The sequence below is a fragment of the Streptomyces sp. NPDC045678 genome (assembly GCF_056432085.1).
The window spans coordinates 598,827-621,454 of sequence record NZ_JBWKJS010000006.1 but is presented as its reverse complement, the minus strand read 5'-3'; the positions used below and the strand labels follow the sequence as shown (position 1 = coordinate 621,454).

At 70.9% G+C, this 22,628-nt stretch carries 22 protein-coding genes; 8 read left to right on the top strand and 14 right to left on the bottom strand.

Annotated elements, in window-relative coordinates; all coding sequences use genetic code 11:
- Positions 1–42: 42 nt before the first annotated feature.
- Positions 43–783, top strand: coding sequence for a response regulator transcription factor (locus AC07DO_RS23895; RefSeq protein ID WP_479062382.1), 741 nt, complete (start codon positions 43–45; stop codon positions 781–783).
- A complete protein-coding gene (locus AC07DO_RS23890; RefSeq protein ID WP_479062380.1) occupies positions 780–2,180 on the top strand; it encodes a sensor histidine kinase in 1,401 nt (466 codons plus the stop codon). The genes AC07DO_RS23895 and AC07DO_RS23890 overlap by 4 nt, the downstream gene beginning before the upstream one ends.
- A gap of 16 nt (positions 2,181–2,196) precedes the next feature.
- Here AC07DO_RS23890 and AC07DO_RS23885 read toward each other — a convergent pair whose 3' ends face one another.
- The 5 genes from AC07DO_RS23885 to AC07DO_RS23865 form a co-directional block, all read right to left on the bottom strand.
- The gene (locus AC07DO_RS23885) at positions 2,197–3,291 is read right to left on the bottom strand and encodes an alpha/beta fold hydrolase (protein WP_479062378.1); all 1,095 of its coding nucleotides are present in this window, start codon (positions 3,289–3,291) and stop codon (positions 2,197–2,199) included.
- Between the two features lie 372 nt (positions 3,292–3,663).
- Positions 3,664–5,364 (bottom strand): acyl-CoA mutase large subunit family protein, encoded by a 1,701-nt coding sequence (locus tag AC07DO_RS23880; RefSeq protein ID WP_479062376.1) that lies wholly within the window; start codon positions 5,362–5,364, stop codon positions 3,664–3,666.
- An 89-nt stretch (positions 5,365–5,453) separates the two neighbouring features.
- On the bottom strand, positions 5,454–5,786 hold the full coding sequence (locus AC07DO_RS23875) for a DUF3817 domain-containing protein (RefSeq protein WP_471425659.1): 333 nt from the start codon (positions 5,784–5,786) through the stop codon (positions 5,454–5,456).
- A gap of 67 nt (positions 5,787–5,853) precedes the next feature.
- Positions 5,854–6,363: a MarR family winged helix-turn-helix transcriptional regulator gene (locus AC07DO_RS23870; RefSeq protein WP_479062374.1), complete on the bottom strand. Its 510-nt coding sequence runs from the start codon at positions 6,361–6,363 to the stop codon at positions 5,854–5,856.
- A 10-nt stretch (positions 6,364–6,373) separates the two neighbouring features.
- Positions 6,374–7,615, bottom strand: a complete 1,242-nt coding sequence (locus tag AC07DO_RS23865) for an MFS transporter (protein ID WP_479062372.1) — start codon at positions 7,613–7,615, stop codon at positions 6,374–6,376.
- Between the two features lie 137 nt (positions 7,616–7,752).
- Between AC07DO_RS23865 and AC07DO_RS23860 the strand changes: the two genes are divergently transcribed.
- Positions 7,753–8,754, top strand: a complete 1,002-nt coding sequence (locus tag AC07DO_RS23860; RefSeq protein ID WP_479062370.1) for an ArsR/SmtB family transcription factor — start codon at positions 7,753–7,755, stop codon at positions 8,752–8,754.
- 69 nt (positions 8,755–8,823) lie between these two features.
- Positions 8,824–9,849 carry a glycoside hydrolase family 6 protein gene (locus AC07DO_RS23855; protein WP_479062368.1) on the top strand — a complete coding sequence of 342 codons (1,026 nt, stop codon included), beginning with the start codon at positions 8,824–8,826 and terminating at the stop codon, positions 9,847–9,849.
- Positions 9,850–9,883: 34 nt separating this feature from the next.
- Here the strand turns inward: AC07DO_RS23855 and glxA are convergent, their stop codons facing one another.
- From glxA to AC07DO_RS23810, 9 genes are all read right to left on the bottom strand, one after another.
- Positions 9,884–11,851: a radical copper oxidase GlxA gene (gene glxA, locus AC07DO_RS23850; protein WP_479062502.1), complete on the bottom strand. Its 1,968-nt coding sequence runs from the start codon at positions 11,849–11,851 to the stop codon at positions 9,884–9,886.
- Positions 11,852–11,863: 12 nt separating this feature from the next.
- Positions 11,864–13,690, bottom strand: coding sequence for a glycosyltransferase family 2 protein (locus AC07DO_RS23845; protein WP_479062367.1), 1,827 nt, complete (start codon positions 13,688–13,690; stop codon positions 11,864–11,866).
- A gap of 949 nt (positions 13,691–14,639) precedes the next feature.
- Positions 14,640–15,293 (bottom strand): TetR/AcrR family transcriptional regulator, encoded by a 654-nt coding sequence (locus tag AC07DO_RS23840; protein WP_479062365.1) that lies wholly within the window; start codon positions 15,291–15,293, stop codon positions 14,640–14,642.
- On the bottom strand, positions 15,290–15,946 hold the full coding sequence (locus AC07DO_RS23835) for a DUF4166 domain-containing protein (RefSeq protein WP_479062501.1): 657 nt from the start codon (positions 15,944–15,946) through the stop codon (positions 15,290–15,292). Before AC07DO_RS23835 ends, AC07DO_RS23840 begins: the two co-directional genes overlap by 4 nt.
- Positions 15,947–15,975: 29 nt before the next feature.
- Complete coding sequence (locus tag AC07DO_RS23830) at positions 15,976–16,713, bottom strand: hypothetical protein (protein WP_479062364.1); 738 nt, start codon at positions 16,711–16,713, stop codon at positions 15,976–15,978.
- Positions 16,714–16,809: 96 nt separating this feature from the next.
- Positions 16,810–18,033 carry a cytochrome P450 gene (locus AC07DO_RS23825; protein WP_479062363.1) on the bottom strand — a complete coding sequence of 408 codons (1,224 nt, stop codon included), beginning with the start codon at positions 18,031–18,033 and terminating at the stop codon, positions 16,810–16,812.
- A 44-nt stretch (positions 18,034–18,077) separates the two neighbouring features.
- Complete coding sequence (locus AC07DO_RS23820; protein WP_479062361.1) at positions 18,078–18,791, bottom strand: tRNA-dependent cyclodipeptide synthase; 714 nt, start codon at positions 18,789–18,791, stop codon at positions 18,078–18,080.
- 301 nt (positions 18,792–19,092) lie between these two features.
- A complete protein-coding gene (locus AC07DO_RS23815; protein WP_150186265.1) occupies positions 19,093–19,386 on the bottom strand; it encodes an MTH1187 family thiamine-binding protein in 294 nt (97 codons plus the stop codon).
- Complete coding sequence (locus AC07DO_RS23810) at positions 19,383–19,733, bottom strand: DUF3817 domain-containing protein (RefSeq protein WP_150216147.1); 351 nt, start codon at positions 19,731–19,733, stop codon at positions 19,383–19,385. Before AC07DO_RS23810 ends, AC07DO_RS23815 begins: the two co-directional genes overlap by 4 nt.
- Positions 19,734–19,900: 167 nt before the next feature.
- On the opposite strand from AC07DO_RS23810, the gene AC07DO_RS23805 reads away from it, so the two are divergent.
- The 4 genes from AC07DO_RS23805 (at position 19,901) to AC07DO_RS23790 (ending at position 22,622) form a co-directional block, all read left to right on the top strand.
- On the top strand, positions 19,901–20,539 hold the full coding sequence (locus AC07DO_RS23805; RefSeq protein WP_479062358.1) for an AIM24 family protein: 639 nt from the start codon (positions 19,901–19,903) through the stop codon (positions 20,537–20,539).
- Between the two features lies 1 nt (position 20,540).
- Positions 20,541–21,224 (top strand): AIM24 family protein, encoded by a 684-nt coding sequence (locus AC07DO_RS23800; protein ID WP_479062356.1) that lies wholly within the window; start codon positions 20,541–20,543, stop codon positions 21,222–21,224.
- 47 nt (positions 21,225–21,271) lie between these two features.
- Positions 21,272–22,027, top strand: a complete 756-nt coding sequence (locus AC07DO_RS23795) for an AIM24 family protein (protein ID WP_150188463.1) — start codon at positions 21,272–21,274, stop codon at positions 22,025–22,027.
- Between the two features lie 118 nt (positions 22,028–22,145).
- Positions 22,146–22,622, top strand: a complete 477-nt coding sequence (locus AC07DO_RS23790; protein ID WP_385933194.1) for a MarR family winged helix-turn-helix transcriptional regulator — start codon at positions 22,146–22,148, stop codon at positions 22,620–22,622.
- Positions 22,623–22,628 lie beyond the last annotated feature (6 nt).

Here is a 22,628-nt window from a genome sequence, read left to right as displayed (position 1 = left end):
GTCTAAGAGGGTTTTAAGAGCCGCGTTTGGCACCTTTGGTTCATGAGCTTCACGAGCGTGACCAGTAAGGGCGGCCCGCCGGGCGCGGGCGGGACGGCGCACCGCATCCTCGTCGTCGACGACGATCCCGAGGTCCGCGCCGCCGTCGAGGACGCCCTGACGGTGGAGGGCCACCAGGTGCGGGGCGCGGCAGACGGCCACCGCGCGCTCACGGCGGTGGCCCGCTGGCAGCCGGACCTGGTGGTCCTGGACGTCCTGATGCCGGTCATGGACGGCCTCGCGGTCTGCCGTCAGCTGCGCGCGGCGGGCGACCGCACGCCGGTCCTGGTGCTCACGGCCCTGGACTCGGTGAGCGAGCGCGTCGACGGCCTGGACGCGGGCGCCGACGACTACCTGGTCAAGCCGTTCGCGCTGGACGAGCTGGTGGCGCGGGTCAGGGCGCTGCTGCGGCGCGCGACGCCGGAGCGTGCCGCGGACGACGGCGACGACCTCGCGTACGGCGATCTGGTCCTGGACCCCGCGACGCGCACCGGCCGGCGCGGCGGGCGGCGGGTCGAGTTCAGCCGCACGGAGGCCGTCCTGCTCGAACTGCTGCTGCGCAACGCGGGCCAGGTCCTGCCGCGCGAGCTGATCCAGCAGGCGGTGTGGGGCCGCGACTTCGGCCCCGACTCCAACTCCCTCGCCGTGTACGTGGGTTACCTGCGCCGGAAGCTGGAGTCGGGCGGCGAGCCCCGCCTCGTCCACACCGTGCACGGCGTCGGCTACCGGCTGGGCTCCCCGTGAGCGCGCGGCGCAGGCTGGGCGCGCGGTGGCGGCGGCGCAGGCCGCTGCGGACCCGCCTCGCGGTGGTCGCGGCGGCCGCCGTGGCCGTGGTGGCGATCGGGGTGTGCGCCGCCGCGTTCTTCGTGATCCGCTACAAGCTGTACCAGCAGCTCGACCAGAACCTCGCGCAGTCGGCGACGCTGATCGCGCAGCAGCACCGCTCCGAGGGGCCGGGCGTCATGACGGGCGAGTGCCGGTTCCTCGGCGCGCCCGCCTGCTCGCAGATCGTCCCCGCGGACGCGGCGGACGACCCGTCGAAGCCGTATCTGCTGCCCGTGTCGGGGGTGACGCGCGCGGTCGCCGAGGGCCACAGGCCGCCTTACTACGCCAACATCACGCTCCCCGGGGGCAAGCCGGGCCGCATGTACACCACCACGTTCGGCAAGGAGGGCGAGGCCGTGCAGGTCGCCCTGCGCGCGGACATCGCCGAGCGCGGCGTCAGCCAGGCCGCGTCGCTGCTCGCCGCGGTGGGCGGCGCCGGTGTGCTGCTCTCCGCGCTCGGCGGCTACTGGGTCTCCCGCACCGGCCTGGCGCCGATCACCCGCCTCACGGCCACCGCCGAGCGGATCGCCGCCACGCGCGACGCCCGCCACCGCATCGAACTCCCGCCGGGCCGGGCGGCCCGCGCGGGCCACGAGGACGAGGTGACCCGCCTGGCCACCTCGTTCAACACGATGCTCGCCGAGCTGGAGGAGTCCGTCACGGCCCGCCGCCGGCTGGTCGCCGACGCCTCGCACGAGCTGCGCACCCCGCTGACCGCGCTGCGCACGAACGCCGAACTCCTCGCACGGGCGGACCGGCTGACCGACGCCCAGCGGGACCGGGCGTCCGGCGCGCTCGCCCGTCAGCTGCGCGAGGTCACCGGTCTGGTCAACGACCTGATCGAGCTGGCGCGGGAGGCGGAGCCGCAACCACTCCTCGAAGAGGTACGGCTCGCCCCGCTGGCCGCCCACACGGTCGACGCGGCGCGGGGCCACTGGCCCGCGGTCTCCTTCGAGCTCCACGTGGCGCCGGACGCGGCCGACCTCAGCGTGCCCGGCGTACCGGCGCGGCTGTCCCGGCTGCTCACCAACCTCGTCGACAACGCGGCCAAGTTCAGCCCGCCGGGCGGCCCGGTCAAGGTCGTCCTGACCCGCGCCGAGCTGACCGTGCGCGATCACGGGCCCGGCATCGCGGAGGAGGACCTGCCGTACGTCTTCGACCGCTTCTACCGCGCCGAGAAGGCGCGCGCCCTGCCGGGCTCGGGCCTCGGCCTCGCGATGGCCCGTCAGATCGCGCACGCGCACGGGGCGGAGCTGACGGCGGAACGGGCACCGGGGGGCGGCGCGCTGTTCCGCCTGGCACTGCCGGCTCCCTGAGGAGCTCAATACTGGCCTACTTCCCCTTCTGCCAGGCGCAGCTGCCGAGCGTGGCCTTGCCCTTGGCGACGAGCCGGTCGGCCTCGCGGGCGACGAGCACGCGCGTGTGGTCGCCCTTGCAGACCACGGTGCGGTCGCCGTGCCCGGCCAGGTCGACGAGGATCTGGTCCCAGTGCCGGTACTGCACGTCGTGCCCGGAGTCGGCGTACGAGCGCACCTTCGCCGTGCCCGGCAGTTCCTTCTGCCACGTCTTCAGGGTCGCGGGCGGCACGGTGGTGTCCTTCTTGCCGCCGTAGAGGTAGACGGGGGCGTCGAGCTTCGACAGGTCGGGGCCGGGGCGCCCGCAGTACAGCTTCTGCTCGTGGACCTGGGGCGCGGGGTCGGCCTGCTGGCCGCGCTGGTTGTACGTGCGCGCCCCTTCTTCGTACGCCGTGTCGGCGAAACCGGGGATGGACTTGACGGGGCTGTCGTCGGGGAAGGCCCACCACGTGCGCGGGTCCTTGATCTGGTCCTTGACGGCTTCGGAGAGCGCGTCGTCGGAGAGGCCGCAGTACTCGGGCTCCGCGCCGTACGGCGGCAGGGCGGCGGCGAGGTGCAGCTGCGAGATCCGCTCGGGGGCGCGGGCGGCGAGCTCGGCGGCGTAGGGGCCGCCGCCGGATATCGCGACGACGGACACGTCGTCGACACCGAGCTTGTCGAGGACCTCCAGGGCGTCCTTCGCAAAGTCGGCCTTGCCCAGGTTCTCGTCGAACTCGGTGTCGCCGAACCCGTTGCGCTCCACGGAGATGAGGCGCAGGCCGAGGTCCTCGCGGGTCGTACGGAAGAAGTCCGTCATGTGCGAGGCGCGGGCGCTGGTGCCGGTGCCGCCGATGAAGAGGACGGGCTTGCCGTCCTTCTCGCCGGTGTCGGAGTAGTGGGCGGTACGCCCGTCGGAGAGCTTCGCGGCACGCACCTCGGGGCCGAGGGAGTCGAAGTCGTCCTGCACCTTGGGCTCGGGCGGCGGGCTCGCGCTCACTTCGCCGGAGCCGCCCACGAGCAGCGCGCCGAGGACGGTGCAGGTGGCGGCACCGATGGCGAGGGCGGCGGTGCGGGCGTGACCGGTCGAGCTCACGGATTCTCCTGGGGCGGGGGTCGCTGGCCGCCCGGGCCCCTGCCCTGACCCCAGGACCTTAAACCTACGAATTCGCTCCCCCCGGCCGGGGGGTCCGTCAACCGCTCTCCGCGGTTCCGCGGTGCGTACGTCTGCGGCCGGGTGGGGGTTGCTCGCGCGGTTCCCCGCGCCCCTGTCCCCACCGCCCGTCTCGTACCCGTCTGCGGCCCGTGGGGGCGGGCCGCGCAGGTACACGCGCCCCTGACGGGGCACGCCTCCGACGAGCCTGCCCCGGGTAGCCCGGGGGCGCGGGGAACTGCGCGAGCAACCCCCACCGGCCCGCGGAAGACAACGCACGGGCAGCCCCCAGCCCCACCCAGCGGGCGAACCGGGCTAGAAGCCCGGGGGCTCCACGTACACGCCCCACTCATCGCGAAGCACCCCGCAGATCTCCCCGAGCGTCGCCTCCGCCCGAACCGCCTCCAGCATGAGCGCGATCATGTTCGACCCGTCCCGCGCAGCGGCCAGCATGGCGTCGAGGGAGGAGCGGACCCGCGCGTCGTCCCGACGGCCCTTCCGGCCACCGAGCTCCCGGACCTGCTCCCGCTCCACCTCGTGGCTGACGCGGAGGATCTCCAGGTCACCCGTGACGGAGCCTTCGAGGCAGTTGACGCCGACGACCCGCTTGTCGCCCTTCTCCACGGACCGCTGGTACTGGAACGCGGACTCGGCGATCTCGCCGGTGAACCAGCCGTCCTCGATGCCCCGCAGGATGCCCGACGTGATCGGCCCGATCGGGTGCTGCCCGTCGGGGCAGGCCCGCCGCCCCCGCTCCTTGATCTGCTCGAAGATCTTCTCCGCGTCGGCCTCGATGCGGTCGGTGAGCTGCTCGATGTACCAGGAGCCGCCCAGCGGGTCGGCGACGTTCGCGACCCCCGTCTCCTCCATCAGCACCTGCTGCGTACGGAGCGCGATCTCCGCGGCCTGCTCGCTCGGCAGCGCGAGCGTCTCGTCCAGTGCGTTGGTGTGGAGGGAGTTCGTGCCGCCGAGCACCGCGGCGAGCGCCTCGACCGCCGTACGGACGACGTTGTTGTACGGCTGCTGCGCCGTCAGCGAGACACCCGCCGTCTGCGTGTGGAAGCGCAGCCACTGCGCCTTGTCGGTCTTCGCCCCGTACTCGTCCCGGAGCCACCGCGCCCAGATGCGGCGGGCCGCCCGGAATTTCGCGATCTCCTCGAAGAAGTCGACGTGCGCGTCGAAGAAGAAGGAGAGGCCGGGGGCGAAGACGTCCACGTCGAGGCCGCGCGAGAGGCCCAGCTCCACGTACCCGAAGCCGTCCGCGAGCGTGTACGCGAGCTCCTGCGCGGCCGTCGCCCCGGCCTCACGGATGTGGTAGCCGGAGACGGAGAGCGGCTTGTACGCGGGGATGTCGCGCGCGCAGTGCTCCATGAGGTCGCCGATGAGGCGCAGGTGCGGCTCGGGCTGGAAGAGCCACTCCTTCTGCGCGATGTACTCCTTGAAGATGTCGGTCTGGAGCGTGCCGTTGAGGACGCCCGGATCGACGCCCTGCCGCTCCGCCGCGACGAGGTACATGCAGAAGACCGGCACGGCGGGCCCGCTGATCGTCATCGACGTCGTCACGTCGCCGAGCGGGATGTCCTTGAAGAGGACCTCCATGTCGGCGGCGGAGTCGATGGCGACACCGCAGTGGCCCACCTCGCCGAGCGAGCGCGGGTCGTCGGAGTCGCGGCCCATGAGGGTCGGCATGTCGAAGGCGACGGAGAGGCCGCCGCCTCCGTTGGCCAGGATCATCTTGTAGCGCTCGTTCGTCTGCTCGGCGTTGCCGAAGCCCGCGAACTGGCGGATGGTCCAGGTCCGGCCGCGGTACCCGGTCGGGTAGAGCCCGCGCGTGAAGGGGTACTCCCCCGGCCAGCCGATCCGCTCGAACCCGTCGTACGTGTCACCGGGCCGCGGCCCGTAGACGGGGTCGACCGGGTCCCCGGAGAGCGTGGTGAAGTCCGCGTCGCGCTTGCGGGCCTTGTCGTAACGGGCCTGCCAGCGCCGGCGGCCTTCCTCGATCGCGTCAGCGTCCATACCCACGAATTTACTAGGACGTCCTAGTAAAAGTCGATGCCCAACCGCCACGGACCTGTCCGTGGCGGTAACGAGTCAGACCCTGGAGGTCAGGCCTTGGCGGTGGCCGGGGAGCCGTCGGCGATCAGCGGCTCCACCTCACGCACGACCTTGCGCTCGACGAAGAACGCGGCGGTCGGGATCGTGCCCGAGACCAGCACCCACAGCAGCTTCCCGAACGGCCACTTCGCCTTGGAGCCCAGGTCGAAGGCGAAGATCAGGTAGATGATGTAGAGGACTCCGTGGACCTGGGAGACCACCAGGGTCAGGCCCTCGCCCTTTTCGAAGCCGTACTTGGCCACCATGCAGGCGCACAGGATGAGGAGCATGACGGCGGTGACGTAAGCCATCACCCGGTAGCGGGTCAGCACGCTGGATTTCATGGCTACGAGCGTAACCGCCTGTTTTGCGCGATCTTCGCCGACCCCGGCCGACCGGAACGAGCCGGTCCTACTGCTCCTCGAAGTCCTTCGCCGCGACCCGCAGCGGCCTGAGCATCGCGAAGATCTCCCCGCACTCCTCCGCGTCGTACACCCCGAGCCCGAAGTCCATCGCCATCAGCTCACGCGTCGCGGCCTCGACGACCTCGCGGCCCTTCTCCGTGATGGAGGCGAGCGTGCCGCGGCCGTCGTTGGGGTTCGGGCGCTTGTCGACCAGGCCGGACCTGACCAGGCGGTCCACCGTGTTCGTGACCGACGTCGGGTGCACCATGAGCCGCTCGCCGATCTTCGACATCGGCAACTCGCCGGCCTGCGAGAACGTGAGCAGCACCAGCGCCTCGTAGCGCGCGAAGGTCAGTCCGTACGGCTTCACGACCGCGTCGACCTCGGCGAGCAGGATCTGGTGCGCCCGCATGATGGAGGTGATCGCACCCATGGCCGGGACCGATCCCCAGCGCTGCTTCCAGAGCTCGTCGGCGCGGGCGATGGGATCGAAGGGGAGGCTGAGCGGCTTCGGCACGCCATCGACCTTACCCGTCGGTCACATGCTGGTCAGCCCCGTCTCGCGATTCGGTCGACCGCACCTCCGCCACCAGGAGCAGGCAACAGACCGTGCCGACGGCGCCCGCGCCCGCCACGACCGTGCTCACCGCGAAGAACTCCGCCGCAAGTCCTGCGAGCGCCATGCCGAGGCCCTGGATGGTCATGAGGCCCGCCGTCAGCACCGTCATCGCGCGTCCCCGCAGCTCGTCGGGCACGGCGTCGACGAACCAGCGGTCAAGTCCGAGGGTGTAGGCGGAGCCCGCTCCCGCGAGCGCGAGGGCGACGAGCGCGGGGACGAGACCGGGCGTGAGCGCGTACACGGTGAGGGGCGCGAGCGTGAGCGAGGCGAGTGGCAGCACGATACGGGCGCGCGTGGACGCGGAGAGCGCGGACCCGGCGTACAGCTCACCGGCGATGGTGCCCACCGGCGCGGCGCTCATCAGGAGGCCCACGCCCGCGACGCCGATGCCGACCTCGTCGGCGTAGGGCGCGGCGAGGGCCTCCGGGACGACCATGAACAGGGGCGGCGCCCAGAAGAGCAGCATGAGGGCCCGCACGCGGCGGTTGCCGAGCACGTCCCGCGCGCCGCCCAGCGAGTAGCGCACGAGCGCGCCGCCGCTGCCCCCGCGCGCGGGCCGCCGCTTCGTCCCGCACCGCAGCAGCAGCGCGGACACCGCGAACGTGCAGACGGTGATGGCGAGCGCGCCGCGCGGCGACACGACGGTGAGGAGTACGCCGCCGAGTCCGAAGCCGACCAGGACGGAGCTCTGCGAGACGATCCGCAGCAGGGAGCGGCCGAGGACGAACAGCTCGCCGTCGCCGAGGATGTCGGTGAGGGTCGCCGTGCGCGTGCCGTTGAAGACGGGCGCGACGAGGGCGATGGCGCAGCGCAGCGCGAGCAGCCCGGCGACGGGGGTCACGGGCAGCGCCATGAGGCCCGCGCACCCGGCGCACAGGACGTCGCACACGACGAGCACCCGCCGCGGCGGATACCGGTCGGCGATCCCGGACAGCAGCGTGCCGCCCACCAGGTACGGCAGCATGCCGAGGGCGAAGGTGAGCGCGCTGAGCAGCGGTGATCCGGTGAGGCCGTAGACGAGGACGGTCAGCGCGATCTCGCTGACGACGACGCCGAGCAGCGAGAGCGCGTGCGCGGCGAAGACGGCACGGAACTCGCGTACGGCGAAGACGCGGGTGTAGCCGGTGGCGGCAGCGGTGGACGGGGGCATGCGGGCAGCCTCACGCTGCTGTGTGCGCTGCCCTAGAGTTTCGGTCCCGGGCGAATCTCCGACGCCCCGTCCGCGACGCCCCGTCCGGGACGCCCATCCGCCGAGAGCCTGTGACCGCGACAAGGAACCCGGACCCCGTGCCGTTCCACATCCACTTCGGGCAGGACGATCTGCTGCGCTGCCGGTTCGCGGTCTCGCCGCTGTGGGAGACGCAGGAGGCCGTACGCACCCTCAAGCGCCCCGACCGCCACGCCTATCACCCCCGGTGGCTGCGCCGGATCCGTGCGGCGGCCCGCGGCCTCGACCTCTCCGCGCTCTGGCTCCTGATGCCGCGGCGCGGGCACTCCCCCGACTTCCTCGGCCCGCCGCCGATCGGGCCCGCGGCCCGTTTCGAGGAGGAGATCGCGGGGGTCCGCGCGTCCGATCCGGTGGCCGCGCGGGATGACATGGCGCGGGCGCTCGCCTGCACTCCGGGCGCCGCCGACTCCCCGAAGGGCCGGGCCCTGCTCGCCGATCCGGGAGCCGCGGTCCTGGAGCTCGCGGACGCCATGGAGGCGGCCTGGCACGCGCTGGTCGAGCCGGACTGGCCGCGTCTGCGGGCGCTCCTGGAGGCCGATGTCGCCTTCCATTCGCGGCGGCTCGCGGAGGTCGGCCTCGGCGGGCTGCTTCCGGAGCTGGACCGGCGGCTCGCGTGGGACGCGGGGACGCTCACCGTCGACTGGCACGACGAGCACGTGCGGCACCTGACGGGGCAGGGGCTGATCCTGATCCCGAGCGTCTTCTCCTGGCCCGACGTGATCAGCGGTTACGACGCCCCGTGGCAGCCGACGCTCGCCTACCCCGTGCGGGGCATAGCGGGACTGTGGGCGGAGCCGTCGGCCCGTACGCCCGAGGCCCTCGTACGGCTCCTCGGCCGCGGGCGCGCCACCGTGCTCGCCGCGCTCGACGCGCCCGCCACCACGTCGGAGCTCGCGCACCGCCTCGGGCTCGCGCCGTCCACCGTGTCCGCGCATCTGGCGGCGCTGCGGGACGCCGGGCTCCTGGTGTCGCGGCGGTACGGGCACCGGGTGTTCTACGAGTGCACCCCGCTCGGCATCGCCCTCGCCGGCGGGGGCGGTGTGGCACAAGAGCGCGACTAGTCCTTTATGTAACGATTGCCGGGCTGACTGACCGTCACTGTCACTGTCACCACCGCCCAAGGGGGCTGGATGCACCGGCTGCTCCGCACGTTCACGGCACTGGCGGCGTTCGCCGCCCTCGGGCTCCCGGCAGGCTGTTCCTCCGACTCCGCGTCCGGCGCGAAGGAGGAGGCCACCGCGCCCGGGGCCGCCACCGGGTCCGCCGGGCCGTCGGAGGGCGCCTTCTGGGTCGACCCGGACAGCCCCGCCGCGCGCCAGGTCGAGCGGTGGCAACAGCAGGGCCGCACGCGCGACGCGCAGGCCCTGAGGCGCATCTCCGAGCAGCCCATGGCCGTGTGGCCCGCGGGCGACGACCCCGCGCCCGACATCGCGCAGGCCACCCGGGGCGCGGCGAAGGAGAACCGCACCGCCGTGCTCGTCGCGTACAACATCCCGCACCGCGACTGCGGTCAGCACTCGGCGGGCGGCGCGGGCAGCGCCGACCAGTACCGGACCTGGGTGGACACGTTCGCCGGCGCGATCGGCGACGCGCCCGCCCTCGTCGTCCTCGAACCCGACGCGATCCCGCACATCGTGGACGGCTGCACCCCGGCCGAGTACCACGAGGACCGGTACCAGCTGCTGTCCGAGGCGATCCAGCGCCTGAAGCGGCAGCCGAAGGTCAAGGTGTACCTCGACGCGGGGAACCCCGGCTGGATCTCCGAGCCCGGCAAGCTCACCGAGCCCCTGCGGAAGGCGGGCGTCGCGCAGGCCGACGGCTTCTCCCTCAACGTCTCCAACTTCCAGAGCGACGGGACGATCAAGTCGTACGGCCGTACGCTGTCGGCCACGGTCGGCGGCAAGCACTTCGTCATGGACACCAGCCGCAACGGCAGGGGCCCGCTGGCGGGCGACCGTCAGGACGCCTGGTGCAACCCGCCGGGACGCGGCCTCGGCACCCCGCCGACCGACCGCACGGGCGATCCGCTGGTCGACGCCGTGCTGTGGATCAAGCGGCCCGGCGACTCGGACGGCCCGTGCCGAGGCGGCCCGGCGGCGGGCCAGTGGTGGCCGGACTACGCGCTGGGCCTCGCGCGCAACGCGAAGGCCGCCTGAGCACGCGGCTCCGCTCGGGCGGCCCTCGGGTCCGTCAGTCGTCCGCGCCGACGTGGATCCACTTCGCCTCGGACGAGGTGCCGTCCTTGTCCGTCACGAACAGCATGTACCAGCCCGGCGGTACCAGCGCCGCGTCCTCCCGCGGCACGTCCACCGTCACCGAGCCCCGGTCCTTGCTGACCTTCAGCGCGATCGACCGTTGCTCGACGTCCGTCGTGTGCGTCACCGCGCTCGGCCGCATCAGCCGGGCCGACGCGATGGTCTCGGGGCGGTCGGTCCGGAACGTCGCGCGGCCGTCGGCCCCCAGCTCCTCGGGGCCCTCGCCGAGCACCGGCCGCGTCGCGCCGCCCCGGTGCAGCGCCGGCGGCGTGAAGATCTCCATGCGCTGCTCGAAGTGGCCGAGCTTGGTGTTCTGCTCGTTGTCGTAGAGCGGGTCGGAGCCGAACGTGGCGACCCGGCCGTCGGGCAGCAGCAGCGCCTCGGAGTGGTAGTTGCGGCCCACCGCGGGTGCCGCGGCCTCCTGGAAGGCGTTGGTCCTGGGGTCGTAGAACTGCGCCTTGTGGATGTTGCTGGCGCTGCGTCCGCGGTAGTCCGAGGCGCCGTTCGTCGTGAACACGGAGTCGTTCGGCATGAGGACGCTGTTCAGGTAGCGCGTGCCCTGCGGCAGCTGGGGCCCGGTCCTGAAGGACGGGTTGTCCTCCTTCAAGTCGATGACAGCGGTGCGCCGCGTCGCCTTGTCCGACTCGCCCACTCCCCCGCCGCCGAGGATCATCACCTTCTGGTCCTGGGCGGGCGGCAGCAGCACGGACGCCGACGTCTCGGTCTGGTCGAGGTCCTCCAGGCCGGGGACCTTCTCGAACTTGTTCGTGTCCAGGTCCCACAGGCCCGGCTCACGGCCCTTCTCCGCGGGACCGTAACCGGCGTTCGAAGCGGGGTAGAAGAGCTTTCCGCCCTTGGTGAGGAAGAGCGCGGGATACGTGGGGAAGTACCGCTTGGGCCCGTCCGTCCACTTCTTCGTCTTCGGGTCGTAGATCTCGTTGTCGCCCGGGTCGACGACGCCCACGTCGTCGAGTCCGGAGACCGCGAGCACCTTGCCGTCCTCCAGGCCGACGAGCGTCGGGTACCAGCGGGCCTTCTCCATCGGCTCCACCGGGATGTACTTCTCGGCCCTGGGGTCGAACTCGTACGCCGCCTTGATCCCCTGGAAGTCCTGCTTCTCCATGTCGATCTTCTCGGCGATGCCGTACGTGTTGTCGGCCTCGTCCCCGGTCAGCCCCTCGATCTCGTACTGCGCGGACTTCTCGGTGACCGACTGCTCGCCGTCCTGCACCGCCTCGACAAAGACCCGCGCCTCGCTCGCCTTGACCTTGGTCTTCCAGGGCTGCATCACACCGGACTTGGAGTACGTGATCTCGAAGTCCCGCTTGGCCTTCGGAACTTCGACGTCGAACTTGCTGACGTACTCGACACCCGAGGGTGACCGGAACTTGGTGCCCTTCTTCAGGACCACGGGCTTGTCGGGGTTCTCGTTCTTCACGCGCATACCGCCGCCGGCCCGCTCCACCTCACCGTCGAGCAACTCGTAGCGCGCGGTGCCCCCCGCCACCAGAAGCCGCCCGTCGGGAAGTTGCGCGTGCCCGGAGCAGAAGAAGTCCTCGGGCGTCGGGATCTTCTTGAACGTGTCGTTCTTCGGATCCCACAACACGGTGTCAAAGGACCCCGCGTCGAATTTCTTCTGCTCGTTTCCCGACCCCGCGACGATCAGCACCTTGCCCGTGTGGAGCAGTGCGGCGTGAATGGCGTTGGTGCGGAACTCCTCCGGAATGCTGACCTGTTTCCAGGAGCCGTACTTCTTCTTGTAGCCGGGCTGGGCGATCTTGTACGCGTAGTACTTCTCCTCGGCGAAGGAGAGCGCGGCGGGCGCGTTCAGCCCGACGAGCAGGGCGCCCGCGCCGACTCCGAGGAGCGTCTTCCTGGTGCGCTTGGAAGGCCGGTAGGCCATGGGGGCCATGAATCAGTTCCCTCCTGTCGACGTGCCGGTGGCGAGCGCGGGCTCCGGCTCGCCCTCGGGGGCGGTCTCGCCGCGCAGCGCGGCCCGCTGCGCCTGCGCCTTCGTCTGCGTTTGCGGGTGGGCCCTGCGCTCCTTGACGAGGCCGTAGGCCCAGATGGACACGGGGGCCAGGGAGATGACCATGGCGAGGACGGCCCAGGTGCGCATCGCCACGTGGGTGTGTCCGAGGACGAAGGAGGCGGTCAGTGAGCTCGCGAGCACGACGGCCCAGAAGAGATGGATCCGGAAGGTCAGGAGCCGGTCCGGGCTGGCGTCGCCGCCCTTGGGAGTGACGACGAACCGGCTGGGCCTGCGCACGACCGCCGCGCCGAGCGACTTGGCGTAGATGGGCGCGGAGAGTGCCGACATCGCCATCCCGGCGAGCCCTCCGGAGCCTTCGGGCTCGTGCGGAGACACGTTGTGCCTGCGGTTCCACAGGTACAGCCCGATCTGGAGGGCGGCCGCGTCGCTGTAGAGCATCAGCCAGACGGAGGCGGCGACCTGTGTCCCGGAGGCCCCGAACCACAGGAACAGCACACAACTGAGAATTCCGAGGAGCCAGTTCACGGCGGTCATGGGGTAGTACACGAGCATCAGGGAGTACGAGAAGAGGCGCCCCGGCGGCATCGTGAACGGCGCCTTCCAGTACTGCTTGAACAGCGTCTCGTACGTGCCGCGCGACCAGCGCATCTGCTGCGTGAAGAAGTCCGTCCAGGAGGCGGGCCCTTCCCCCACGGCCAGCACGTCCGGGGTGTACACCGACCGCCAGTGCTTCTTGGTGACCGGATTGCGGTGCCGGTGCAGTTCGAAGCCGGTGGCCATGTCCTCGGTGATGGAGTCGTGGAGCCCACCGATCTGCGTGAGCGCACTGATGCGCACGACGTTGTTGGTGCCGACGAACATGGGGGCGCGGTAGCGGTTGCCTGCGCGCTGGATCAGCGCGTGGAAGAGGAACTGCTGGGATTCGGCGGCCTTGGTGACCGGGGTGTCGTAGTTCCCGTACACCTGCGGTCCGACGACGAACGCGACGTCGGGGTCGCGGAAGTACCCCATCATCCGCTCCAGGAAGTTGGGGAGCGGTACGTGGTCCGTGTCGACGGAGGCGAAGAAGTCGTACTCCGCGTGGTGCATGGCCAGCCAGGCGTTGTAATTGCCGTGCTTGGTGCGGGTCTTGTGCGGCCCCTTCTTCCGGTTCCACTCGGGCACGCCGTTACGCGTGAAGTGCCGTACGCCCAGCTCTTCGCACAACGCCTTGGCCTCGGGGTTGTCCCCTTCGTCGAGGAGCCATACGTCGAGGGGCCCGGAATGGTGAACCTGAACGGCACCTTCGAGCGTCGCCCGCACCATGCTCAGCGGCTCCTTGCCGGGCACGTACGTCGTCAGGAACGCGACGCGCGTACCGGGCTCCGGACGCACGGGTATCGGGTCCCTCGCGACCATCGTCGCGTGGGCGATCGACACGACGTTGACGAGCATGAACAGCTCGATCAGCCCGATCGCCACGAGCATGGTGATGTCGAGCCCGATCAGCCAGCGGTCGCCGCCTTCGCGTTCGGTCCAGTGGGTGGGCCACACGAGGTAGACGAGCAGGAGTCCCGTGAGGACGGGGGCGAGGCTCATGAGGAGGACGGCGCGTATTCGGTGCGGTTCGCTGGAGAGCAGAGAGCGATACTGCACGCGATACGCGCCGCTCCCCTGCCTCTCCCCTCCCCCGTCATCGCCGTCCGGCTCGGTGAGCGGTCCGGCGAGCGTGCTGTGGGTCTCGTAGTCGTAGCCCTCCGGCTGCCGCACAGCGCCCTCCAGGTTCTGGTGGTCCGAGTTCCGCCAATACCCTCACAAAAGTGGACTTTCTTTGGCGTGTCGAACGGTGTTCCCCCGTGCGAGCGGTTTTATGGTGGGCGGTTTGGGTGGGGTTGCGGTGGGGGGTGGGGTGTGAGGGGGGTGGGGGTGAGGGGGAGGTGGGTCGGCGAGGTCGGCGAGGTCGGCGAGGGTGAGTCGGCGGGGCGCCTAAGGTTCGGTGGGGGGGCGGGGCCGCGGGGGTATGTGCGTACTCGCCATCCCTGCGCCCCGTGGAATGTTCCCGGCCGCCCCCGTGTGCTCGGTGCTCCGTGCGCACATACCCCCACGTCCCCTCGGACGCGCTCGCGACTGCGGGCCGACGAACACGACCTACAAACAGATCCCCGGCCCCCGGCCCCTACTCCCACTGAACGGCACGGGACAAACGGACGGACCCACCCCCCTCCGGCCCCCTCTGGCCCCCTCCTCCCGCCGACTGACGCGGAACAAACGGACGACCCCGCCCTCCCTTCCGGCCGCCCCTACTCCCGCTGGCGCCGCGGGGTAAACGGGCGGACCCACCCCCTCCGGCCCCCTTCTCCCGCCGACTGACGCGGAACAAACGGACGACCCCGCCCTCCCTCCTCCGGCCGCCCTTACTCCCACTGGACGGCGCGGGGTAAACGGGTGGGCGGGTGGGAAACATCCGCCGCGAAGCGGCGGGCTTGGTGCTCCTACTGAGCGGGGCGTCGCAGAGCCAGCCGACCCCCAAGCACAGCGCAGCGCCCCCGCGGCGGGCTTGGTGCTCCTACTGAGCGGGGCGTCGCAGAGCCAGCCGACCCCCAAGCACAGCGCAGCGCCCCCGCGGCGGGCTTGGTGCTCCTACCGAGCAGGGCGTCGCAGAGCCAGCCCACCCCCAAGCACAGCGCAGCGCCCCGCAGGGGGCGAGGTCACCGCGGTGTCAGCCGCGTACTCGACGGAGGCGGTGTCGGACCGCCCGCTGGGCCAGGGGGCCGAGGTCCTCGACGGCGGAGACGAGAAGGGAGAGCTGCTCGAGGGAGTCGAGCGCCCGCTCCGCCCCCACCGCATCCACCCCCTCGTACAGCTCCATCCCCACGAACGACGCCCCCACCGCCCGCGCCAGCCCCACCGCATCGACGAACTCCCCGAGCGGCGAAGCGGCCAGCACCCGCGTCAGGACCTTCTCGATCTCCTCGATCCAGAGGGCGAGCCCCGCCGCCGTGGCCACCGCGAGCCGCGGCTGCGTCTGCGACCCGGCGAGCAGCTGGCCGAGCACGGCGACGTGCCCCGCCTCGCGCTCCTCCTCGTGCATCTCGCGCCCGAAGGCGAGCAGCCCGGCGAGGGAGTCGATCCCGGAGAGACGCTCCCGGTACCGGGAGACCCGCTGCTCCGTACCGTGCCGGCACGCCGCCGCGAGCAGCTCGTCGACGGAGCCGAAGTGGTAGAAGACGAGCGCCTGGTTGACCCCCGCCGCCGCCGCGATGTTCCGCGCGGAGGTCTTGGCGATGCCCTGCTCCGTCAGCGTCCGCAACGCTCCCTCGAGGAGCTTGGTCCGGGTCTCCAGGCTCTTGGCCGGGTCCTTCGCCTCACTCACGCGCGCGCCTCCTCGCGGACCGGCCGGAGGCCCGGGCGGACTTCGCACGTACGGACGTCGGTGTACGTCGCCGTGAAGGATCCCTCGTAGCCGAACAGGGGCCCGAAGCGGGAGTTGGTGACCCGGACCCGGATGCGGAAACGGCCCGACTCCTCGTCGTAGGACTCGCGGACCTCCGCGTCGCCCCCGATGAGCGAGGGCACGCGGCAGTCCACGGGGCCCTCCCGGAAGCGGTGCTCTCCGGAGCGGATGAGGAGCGAGCCGTCGGGCTGCGCACGGAAGTGGAGGTCGCTGGCGAGGTGCTGGTGCGTGCCGAGGTAGTCGAGCACGCGGTCGCCCTTGGGGCTCAGAACCATTTGGGCGTCGAAGCGGCGGGGGCCGCCGGGCAGGTCGAAGGTGCGCACGAAGGTCACCGTCTCACGGCCGTACGTATCGGTGTACGGCACGTTCTCGATGACGAAGGGAACGTTCCTGCCCTGGCGCGGGACGAGGATGTTGCGGGTGCCGCCGAGCGCGAGGAACGGCTTCACGAACCCCCGCCCGTGCCAGATGCGGTCCATGACGCCCCGGCCCGTGCAGGCCTCGCCGCCCGCGAGGCCGACGGAGAAGCGCCGCTGGAGCTGCGGGTGGAGCCGGTGGAAGTCGGCGCCCATGACGGTGCGGAAGATCGAAGAGGTCTGCGTCACGAGTACTGCCCCTCGGTCCTGGTGCGCGGAGCGCGAGACGCAAGAGGACCCAGGCCGGAGAGAACGCGCGGCTCACGCGCGCGTGCCGGCGCTTTGCGCAGACAGCGGCGGGCGGCCGGAGTCGTGGGCAGCGGCGGCAGCATCAGCATCGAGGCCGCGGCCGCCAGGGCCAGCATGGGGGCGAAGAGGACCGCGGCGGTGACGCACAGGACGCGGGCGGCGACATCCAGCACCGCGTGCAGCAGGGCGCGCTCCGGGGTGATGCCCCGCTCCAGCCACAGCCTGAGCCGGTCGAACGACCAGGCGGTCGCCCACCCCATGAGGGGGCGCAGGACCAGCCGGTCGGCGAGCTTCCCGAACCGCCCCCAGCGCGGACGGTAGTCGTACCCGGTGAGGAAGCGGATGCCGTCGCCGTCCTCCGCGGGTACGTAGCGCCAGTAGCCACTGCCCTCTTCGAGGAGGGAGAGCGGATGCGGGGACGCGAAGCGCAGTGCGGAGGTTCTGGTGCCGTCGGCGCGCCGCTTCTCGCCCGCGGAGACCCCGGTGCCGGCGATGGTCAGAAAGGGCAGCACGCGCGTGGCGTACCGGAAGCGCTGCGGCTCGCCCTCCTCGCACGGCAGGTAGTCGATCTCGCCGAAACGCAGGTCCCAGCGCTGGTGCTGATCGGGTTCCTGGGTGCGGGCCCAGAGGTCGTCGAGATCGGCGCGTATGCGCGCCTCGATATACAGACTCACGGCAAACCCCCACGTCAACGCAGTTTTGAGCGACTGCTCAAACATAAGATACTGATGTTTGAGCAGTCGCTCAAGTGCGGGGGTCTTGGGGTGTCTTCACCACAGGACGGGAAGCCTCTCGGGGACCCGCTTGATGTTGCCCGTGCGCCAGACCAGCTGATCGACGGGCAGCGCGAGCCGCAGGTTCGGGAGGCGTTCCAGGAGGACGGTCAGGGCCTCCCCGGCATGGACGCGGGAGATCGCGGAGGCGGGGCAGAAGTGGCGGCCCGCCCCGAACGACAGGTGCGTGTTGGGCGAGCGGTCGACATCGAACCGCTCGGGATCCGGAAACTGACCGGGGTCGAAGTTCGCCCCCTCGACACAGACCAGCACCAGCTCCCCCGCCCGCACCAGGACGCCGCCCACCTGCACGTCGGCGCGGGCGATCCGGGGCAGTCCGTCGCCGATCGACAGCGTGCACCGCATCAGCTCGTCCACCGCGCGGGGCATCGCGTCCGGCCGCTCCCGCAGGCGTTCCATCGCCTCCGGGTGCCGGATCAGCGTCAGCACGGCGTGCAGCAGGAACACGTACGTACTCATCGCGCCCGCCCCGAAGAGCGAGGTCACCGTGGCGGCGAGCATCTCGTCGGTCAGGTCGCCGCCGTCGCGCTCCGGATCGTCGCGCAGCTCGCACAGCCGCTTGATCAGGCCCTGCTGGTCGGCGCGGTCGGCGCGCACGTGGCGCAGCACGTAGGCGTAGTCCTTGTCCCAGTTGGCGGTGCAGCCCTCGTACGTGACGGGGCTGGTGACGAAGCCGAGGTCCAGGCCGGACATGAGCCGCAGCCCGTCCTCGTACGGCAGGCCCAGTACCTTGCAGACCAGGGCGGCGGAGTACGGCTCGGCGAACCGCTGCCGCAGGTCGACGGGGCCCCCTTCCTCGACCATGGCGTCGACCAGTTCGCGCGCCCGCTCGGCCATCCACTCCGCGGACGCGGGACCGGAGCGGGGCCCGAAGGCCCGCAGCACCTCCTGGTGGAGGCCGGCGCTGTTGACGTTGCCCATGGTGTTGACGACCTCGGGGGGAATCGTCAGCGCGTACTGGCGCGGCACGCCGGGAGCCGCCGTGTCACGCAGGCTGAAGCGTTCGTCCTCGAGGACCTGGAGGGCCAGGGCGTAGCTGGTCACCAGCCAGGCGTCGTCGCCCGTGAGAGTCCGGATCCGCGCGATGGGGCGCTCCTCGCGCAGCCGTGTGCACGCGGCGGGGACGATGTCGCCGCGGCGGGACAGCGGCCACTCGACGTCCGCGTACGGCTGGGAGGCGTCAGTGCTGGTGGATGCCATGGTGATCTGCTCTCTTCCAAGGGCCCGCAGGAGCCCTCCTCGGGTCAGTCTTGGCACGCGACGACGGCGTAGCCCTGGGTCGCGGCAGGGCGCAGCCCCGTCTGCCGCTCGCTGAACAGCAGACGGCCCAGCGAGAGGACGGTGTGGTAGCAGTGGACGGACGAGGCGACGCCCAGGATCCGTGGCGTGTCGACGAAGAACGGCAGCTCCGCGTCCACGTACGCGAGCGCCGCCTGCACCTGGGCGGGAGTGGGCGAAGCGTTCGGTTGCAGCCGCTTGGCGACGAACTGGTACGCCATGGCGTCCCGCACCGACCGCAGCTCCATGTCGGTCCGCAGGGCCGTCCGGGTCCGCGCCCGGACCTCCCGGTAGCCGGGCTGGTCGAGGAAGGCGGACAGGGGCCGTGCCCGTACGCGCTCCGCCGTCGCGCCGATGTCGGCGAGGGCGCCGTCGACGCGCCGCCGCACGCCGCGCAGTTGTTTGCTCACGCTCCTGCGCGCGGCGGGCCGTTCGTAGCCGAAGGCTTCCAGCATCGCCTGGAGGGCGACGTCCGCGTGCACCACGTCGACGACGGCGAAGCGCTCCACCGCCCACACCATCGCCTCGGCCAGCCGTTGGCGGCTGAAATAGCTGTTGCCCGTGCTCACCCCGAACAGCGCGTGATCCCCCCGGTCGAGGATCCCTTCGCTGCCGGTGCCGAACGGCAGGACTCTCACGCGTCCGTCGGTCAGGGGCCGCGACTCGCTGTGGATCACCATCACTCCTCGCAGGCGCATATCCGCATATGTCGCTGGCTACCCACGCAGAGTGATGAGAATGCCGTCAACACCTCGAAGGCGTGACGCTGAGTAACTGACCATGGGGTCGCACGCCCCCGTCATGCACCCCGCACGCGCTCTTTGCACATGCCAGGTGCCACATGCGGTGCGCGAGGAGACCGGGGCGGACAACCGGACCGCGCACAAACACGCACGCCGCACCGGTTTCGGCGCGGCGTGCGTGTTGCCCGCCGCGCACGGCGGGCGGCGAGCCGTAGGGCAGGAAGTGCCCGTGGGTGACCTAGGCGGACAGGTGGCGCTCCACCGTCTCGACCTTCGAGGTGAGGCCGTCCGTGACGCCCGGGCGGATGTCCGCCTTCATGACGACGGAGACGCGCGGGGAGCGGGCCTCGACCGCGGCGACGGCGCGCTTGACGACGTCCATCACCTCGTCCCACTCGCCCTCGACGGACGTGAACATGGCGTCGGTCCGGTTCGGCAGGCCCGACTCGCGGACCACGCGGACCGCGTCGGCGACGTATTCGCCGACGTCCTCGCCGACCCCGAGCGGGGTCACGGAGAAGGCGACGATCATGCGTTCACGACGCCTTCCTTGCGGGCGCGCGACGCGATCACCGCGGCCTCGGCCTCACGCTTCAGCTTGCGCTCGGCCATGAAGCCGCCGCCGGGGATGAACGAGAACGCGAAGTACAGGGCGCCGGTCCCGAGGTCCCACTTGGCGCGGTTCCAGGCGTCGAGCCAGAAGACCACGTACAGGACGAAGAGCACGCCGTGGATCGGGCCGAGCACCGGCGCCACGTTGAAGTCCTCGGAGACCGTGTACTTGATGATCGTGCAGACCAACAGCACGATCCAGGAAATGCCTTCCGGCACGGAGACCAGGCGGAGGCGGCGGAGTGCGGAAGCGGTTTTGATGTCCACGGGTCACCTTCGGTGGGACGGACGACAGGCAGGGGGCGTGGCTCGGCGGCGCCGATCTTGTGAACGGACGCACAAGCGACCCCCATTGTGACATCGGGGTGTTCTCGGGGTTCGCTCAGGGCCCTTCACCCTGTTCTGGGTGGGTACGCGGCGGCTACCGTCGATTCGTGGCTACGTTCCGGCTCCAAGGGAGCAGAGTGCTCGCCGTCGACATGACGGGCGACGCCGTGAAGGCGAAGAACGGCTCGATGGTCGCGTACGACGGCCAGATGGCCTTCAAGAAGATGACCGGCGGCGGCGAGGGCATCCGGGGCATGGTGACCCGCCGCGTCATCGGCGAGCAGATGACGGTGATGGAGGTGAAGGGGCACGGCACCTGCTGGTTCGCCGACCGGGCCACCGAGATCAATCTCGTCCGGCTGAGCGGCGAGAAGCTGTACGTCGAGGCGAGCAACCTGCTCTGCACCGACGCCGGCCTGCGCACCGGCACCAGCTTCACCGGCCTGCGGGGCGCGACGCAGGGGAACGGCCTGTTCACGACGACCGTCGAGGGCGCCGGCCAGGCGGCGATCGTCTCCGACGGCCCCGCGGTGGTGCTGCGCGTCTCCCGGGAGTATCCGCTGACGGTGGACCCGGGGGCGTACATCGCGCACCAGGGCAATGTGCGGCAGAGCTTCCAGTCCGGTGTCACGTTCCGCACCTTCATGGGCGAGGGCGGCGGCGAGGCCTTCCAGATCCGTTTCGAGGGCGAGGGCCTGGTCTATGTCCAGCCCAGCGAGCGGGCGACGATCGCGGGAGATGTGTGACATGCCCTTCCGTGAGATCAACTCGAAGATGATCGAGGCCACCCTGCGGCCGGGCGCCAAGATCTTCAGCCAGCGCGGCGCGATGCTCGCCTATCGGGGGGACGTCTCCTTCACCCCCAACATCCAGGGCGGCCAGGGCGGTCTCGCCTCCATGATCGGGCGCCGGGTCGCGGGCGAGGCCACGCCCCTGATGACCGTGGAGGTCCCCCAAGGTGGTGACGGCCCGGGAGGCGCCCCCACCGCCACGGTCCTGTTCGGGCACGGCGGCCACCACATTCAGGTGATCAACCTCTCCGGAGACACGCTGTACGTGGAGGCGGACCGCCTGCTGGCCTTCGACGGCACGCTCCAGCAGGGCACGATGTTCATGGGCTCCCAGGGCGGCGTCATGGGCATGGTGCGCGGCCAGGTGAGCGGCCAGGGCCTGTTCACCACGACCCTGAAGGGTCACGGCGCGGTCGCCGTCATGGCGCACGGCGGCGTCATCGAGGTGCCGATCACCCCTCAGCGTCCGGTCCACGTGGACCCGCAGGCGTATGTCGCGCACCACGGCGACGTGCGCAACAAGCTGTCCACGGCGCTCGGCTGGCGCGACATGGTGGGCCGCGGCTCCGGAGAGGCCTTCCAGCTCGAGCTGTCGGGAACCGGCGCCGTGTACGTGCAGGCTTCGGAGGAGAAGCTGTGAACCCCAACGTCTCGACGCCCGCGGGCGCGCCCGCCGTCTTCGACCCGATGACGCTGCCGAGCGACGACAGCGTGAATCCGTACACCTTCTGCGTGGAGCTCAAGGGGAACCAGTGGTTCCTGCAGAAGGGGAAGATGATCGCCTACTACGGACGGATCGAATTCAACGGCATCGGGCACGGCCGCCTGGACCGTCTGGTCCGGACCAGCTTTCATTCGCCGCTGCACGCGAGCGACTGGGTCGTGGCGGACGGCCAGGGCAAGATGCTCCTCGCCGACCGGGCCTTCGACGTGAATTCGTACGATCTCGAAGAGGGCAACCTGACCATTCGCTCCGGCAACCTCCTCGCTTTTCAGCCAACTCTCGCGCTGAAGCAGTCGATCGTTCCGGGCTTTCTGACCCTCATCGGCACGGGCAAGTTCGTCGCCGCGTCGAACGGCCCGGTGGTCTTCATGGAGCCCCCGATCCGTGTGGATCCACAGGCGCTCGTGGGGTGGGCGGACTGCCCTTCCCCCTGCCACCACTACGACCACGGATACCTCACGGGCGTGATCGGAGGCGTGCGGGCACTGACCGGCATCGGCGGGACGTCAGGTGAGGAGCACCAGTTCGAGTTCGTGGGCGCGGGCACGGTCCTGCTCCAGTCCAGCGAGGCGCTGATGCCCGAACGGGCATCGGGAGAGGTGCCCCATCAGGGGGGCGTACCAGGCGGACGGGGCACTCCGGGGCAACCGGGTCAGCAGCCGGGTGCACCGCGCCTTCCCGGACAACTGGGGGACCTCCAGCGTCGCTTCGGGCTGTGAGCGGTAGTCTGCGGAGTGTGACGGCGAACGCCTGTGCCCCTCCTGGAGGCAGGTGGTGCGAGGCGTGTCACATCCCACCATTCGTTCACCTTTCAACTTCTTAGGTAGAATCGATTCCATGGAGACCGAGACGGCCCCGCAGTGGCTGACCGACGAGGAACAGTGCGCCTGGCGCACCCACGTGGAGGTCAACAGGATGCTGACATATCAGCTCGAAAAGGACCTTCAGCCGTTCAACCTGACCATGAACGACTACGACATTCTCGTGTATCTCTCCGAGTCGGAAGAGCTCCGGATGCGGATGAGCGACCTTGCCGCCGCCACCCTGCAGTCCAAGAGCCGCCTGTCCCACCAGATCACCCGCATGGAGAACGCGGGTCTGGTGCGCCGTGAGAACTGCGAGTCCGACCGGCGGGGTCTCTACACCGTCCTCACCGAGGACGGCATGGAGACCATGCGGAAGGTGGCCCCGCACCATGTCGCCTCCGTGCGGCGGCACTTCGTCGACCTCATCTCCGACGAGGCCCTCGAGGACCTGCGCAAGGCCCTGACCCCGATCGCGGAACACCTGCGCTCCCAGCGCGGCAAGCCCTGATCCGCA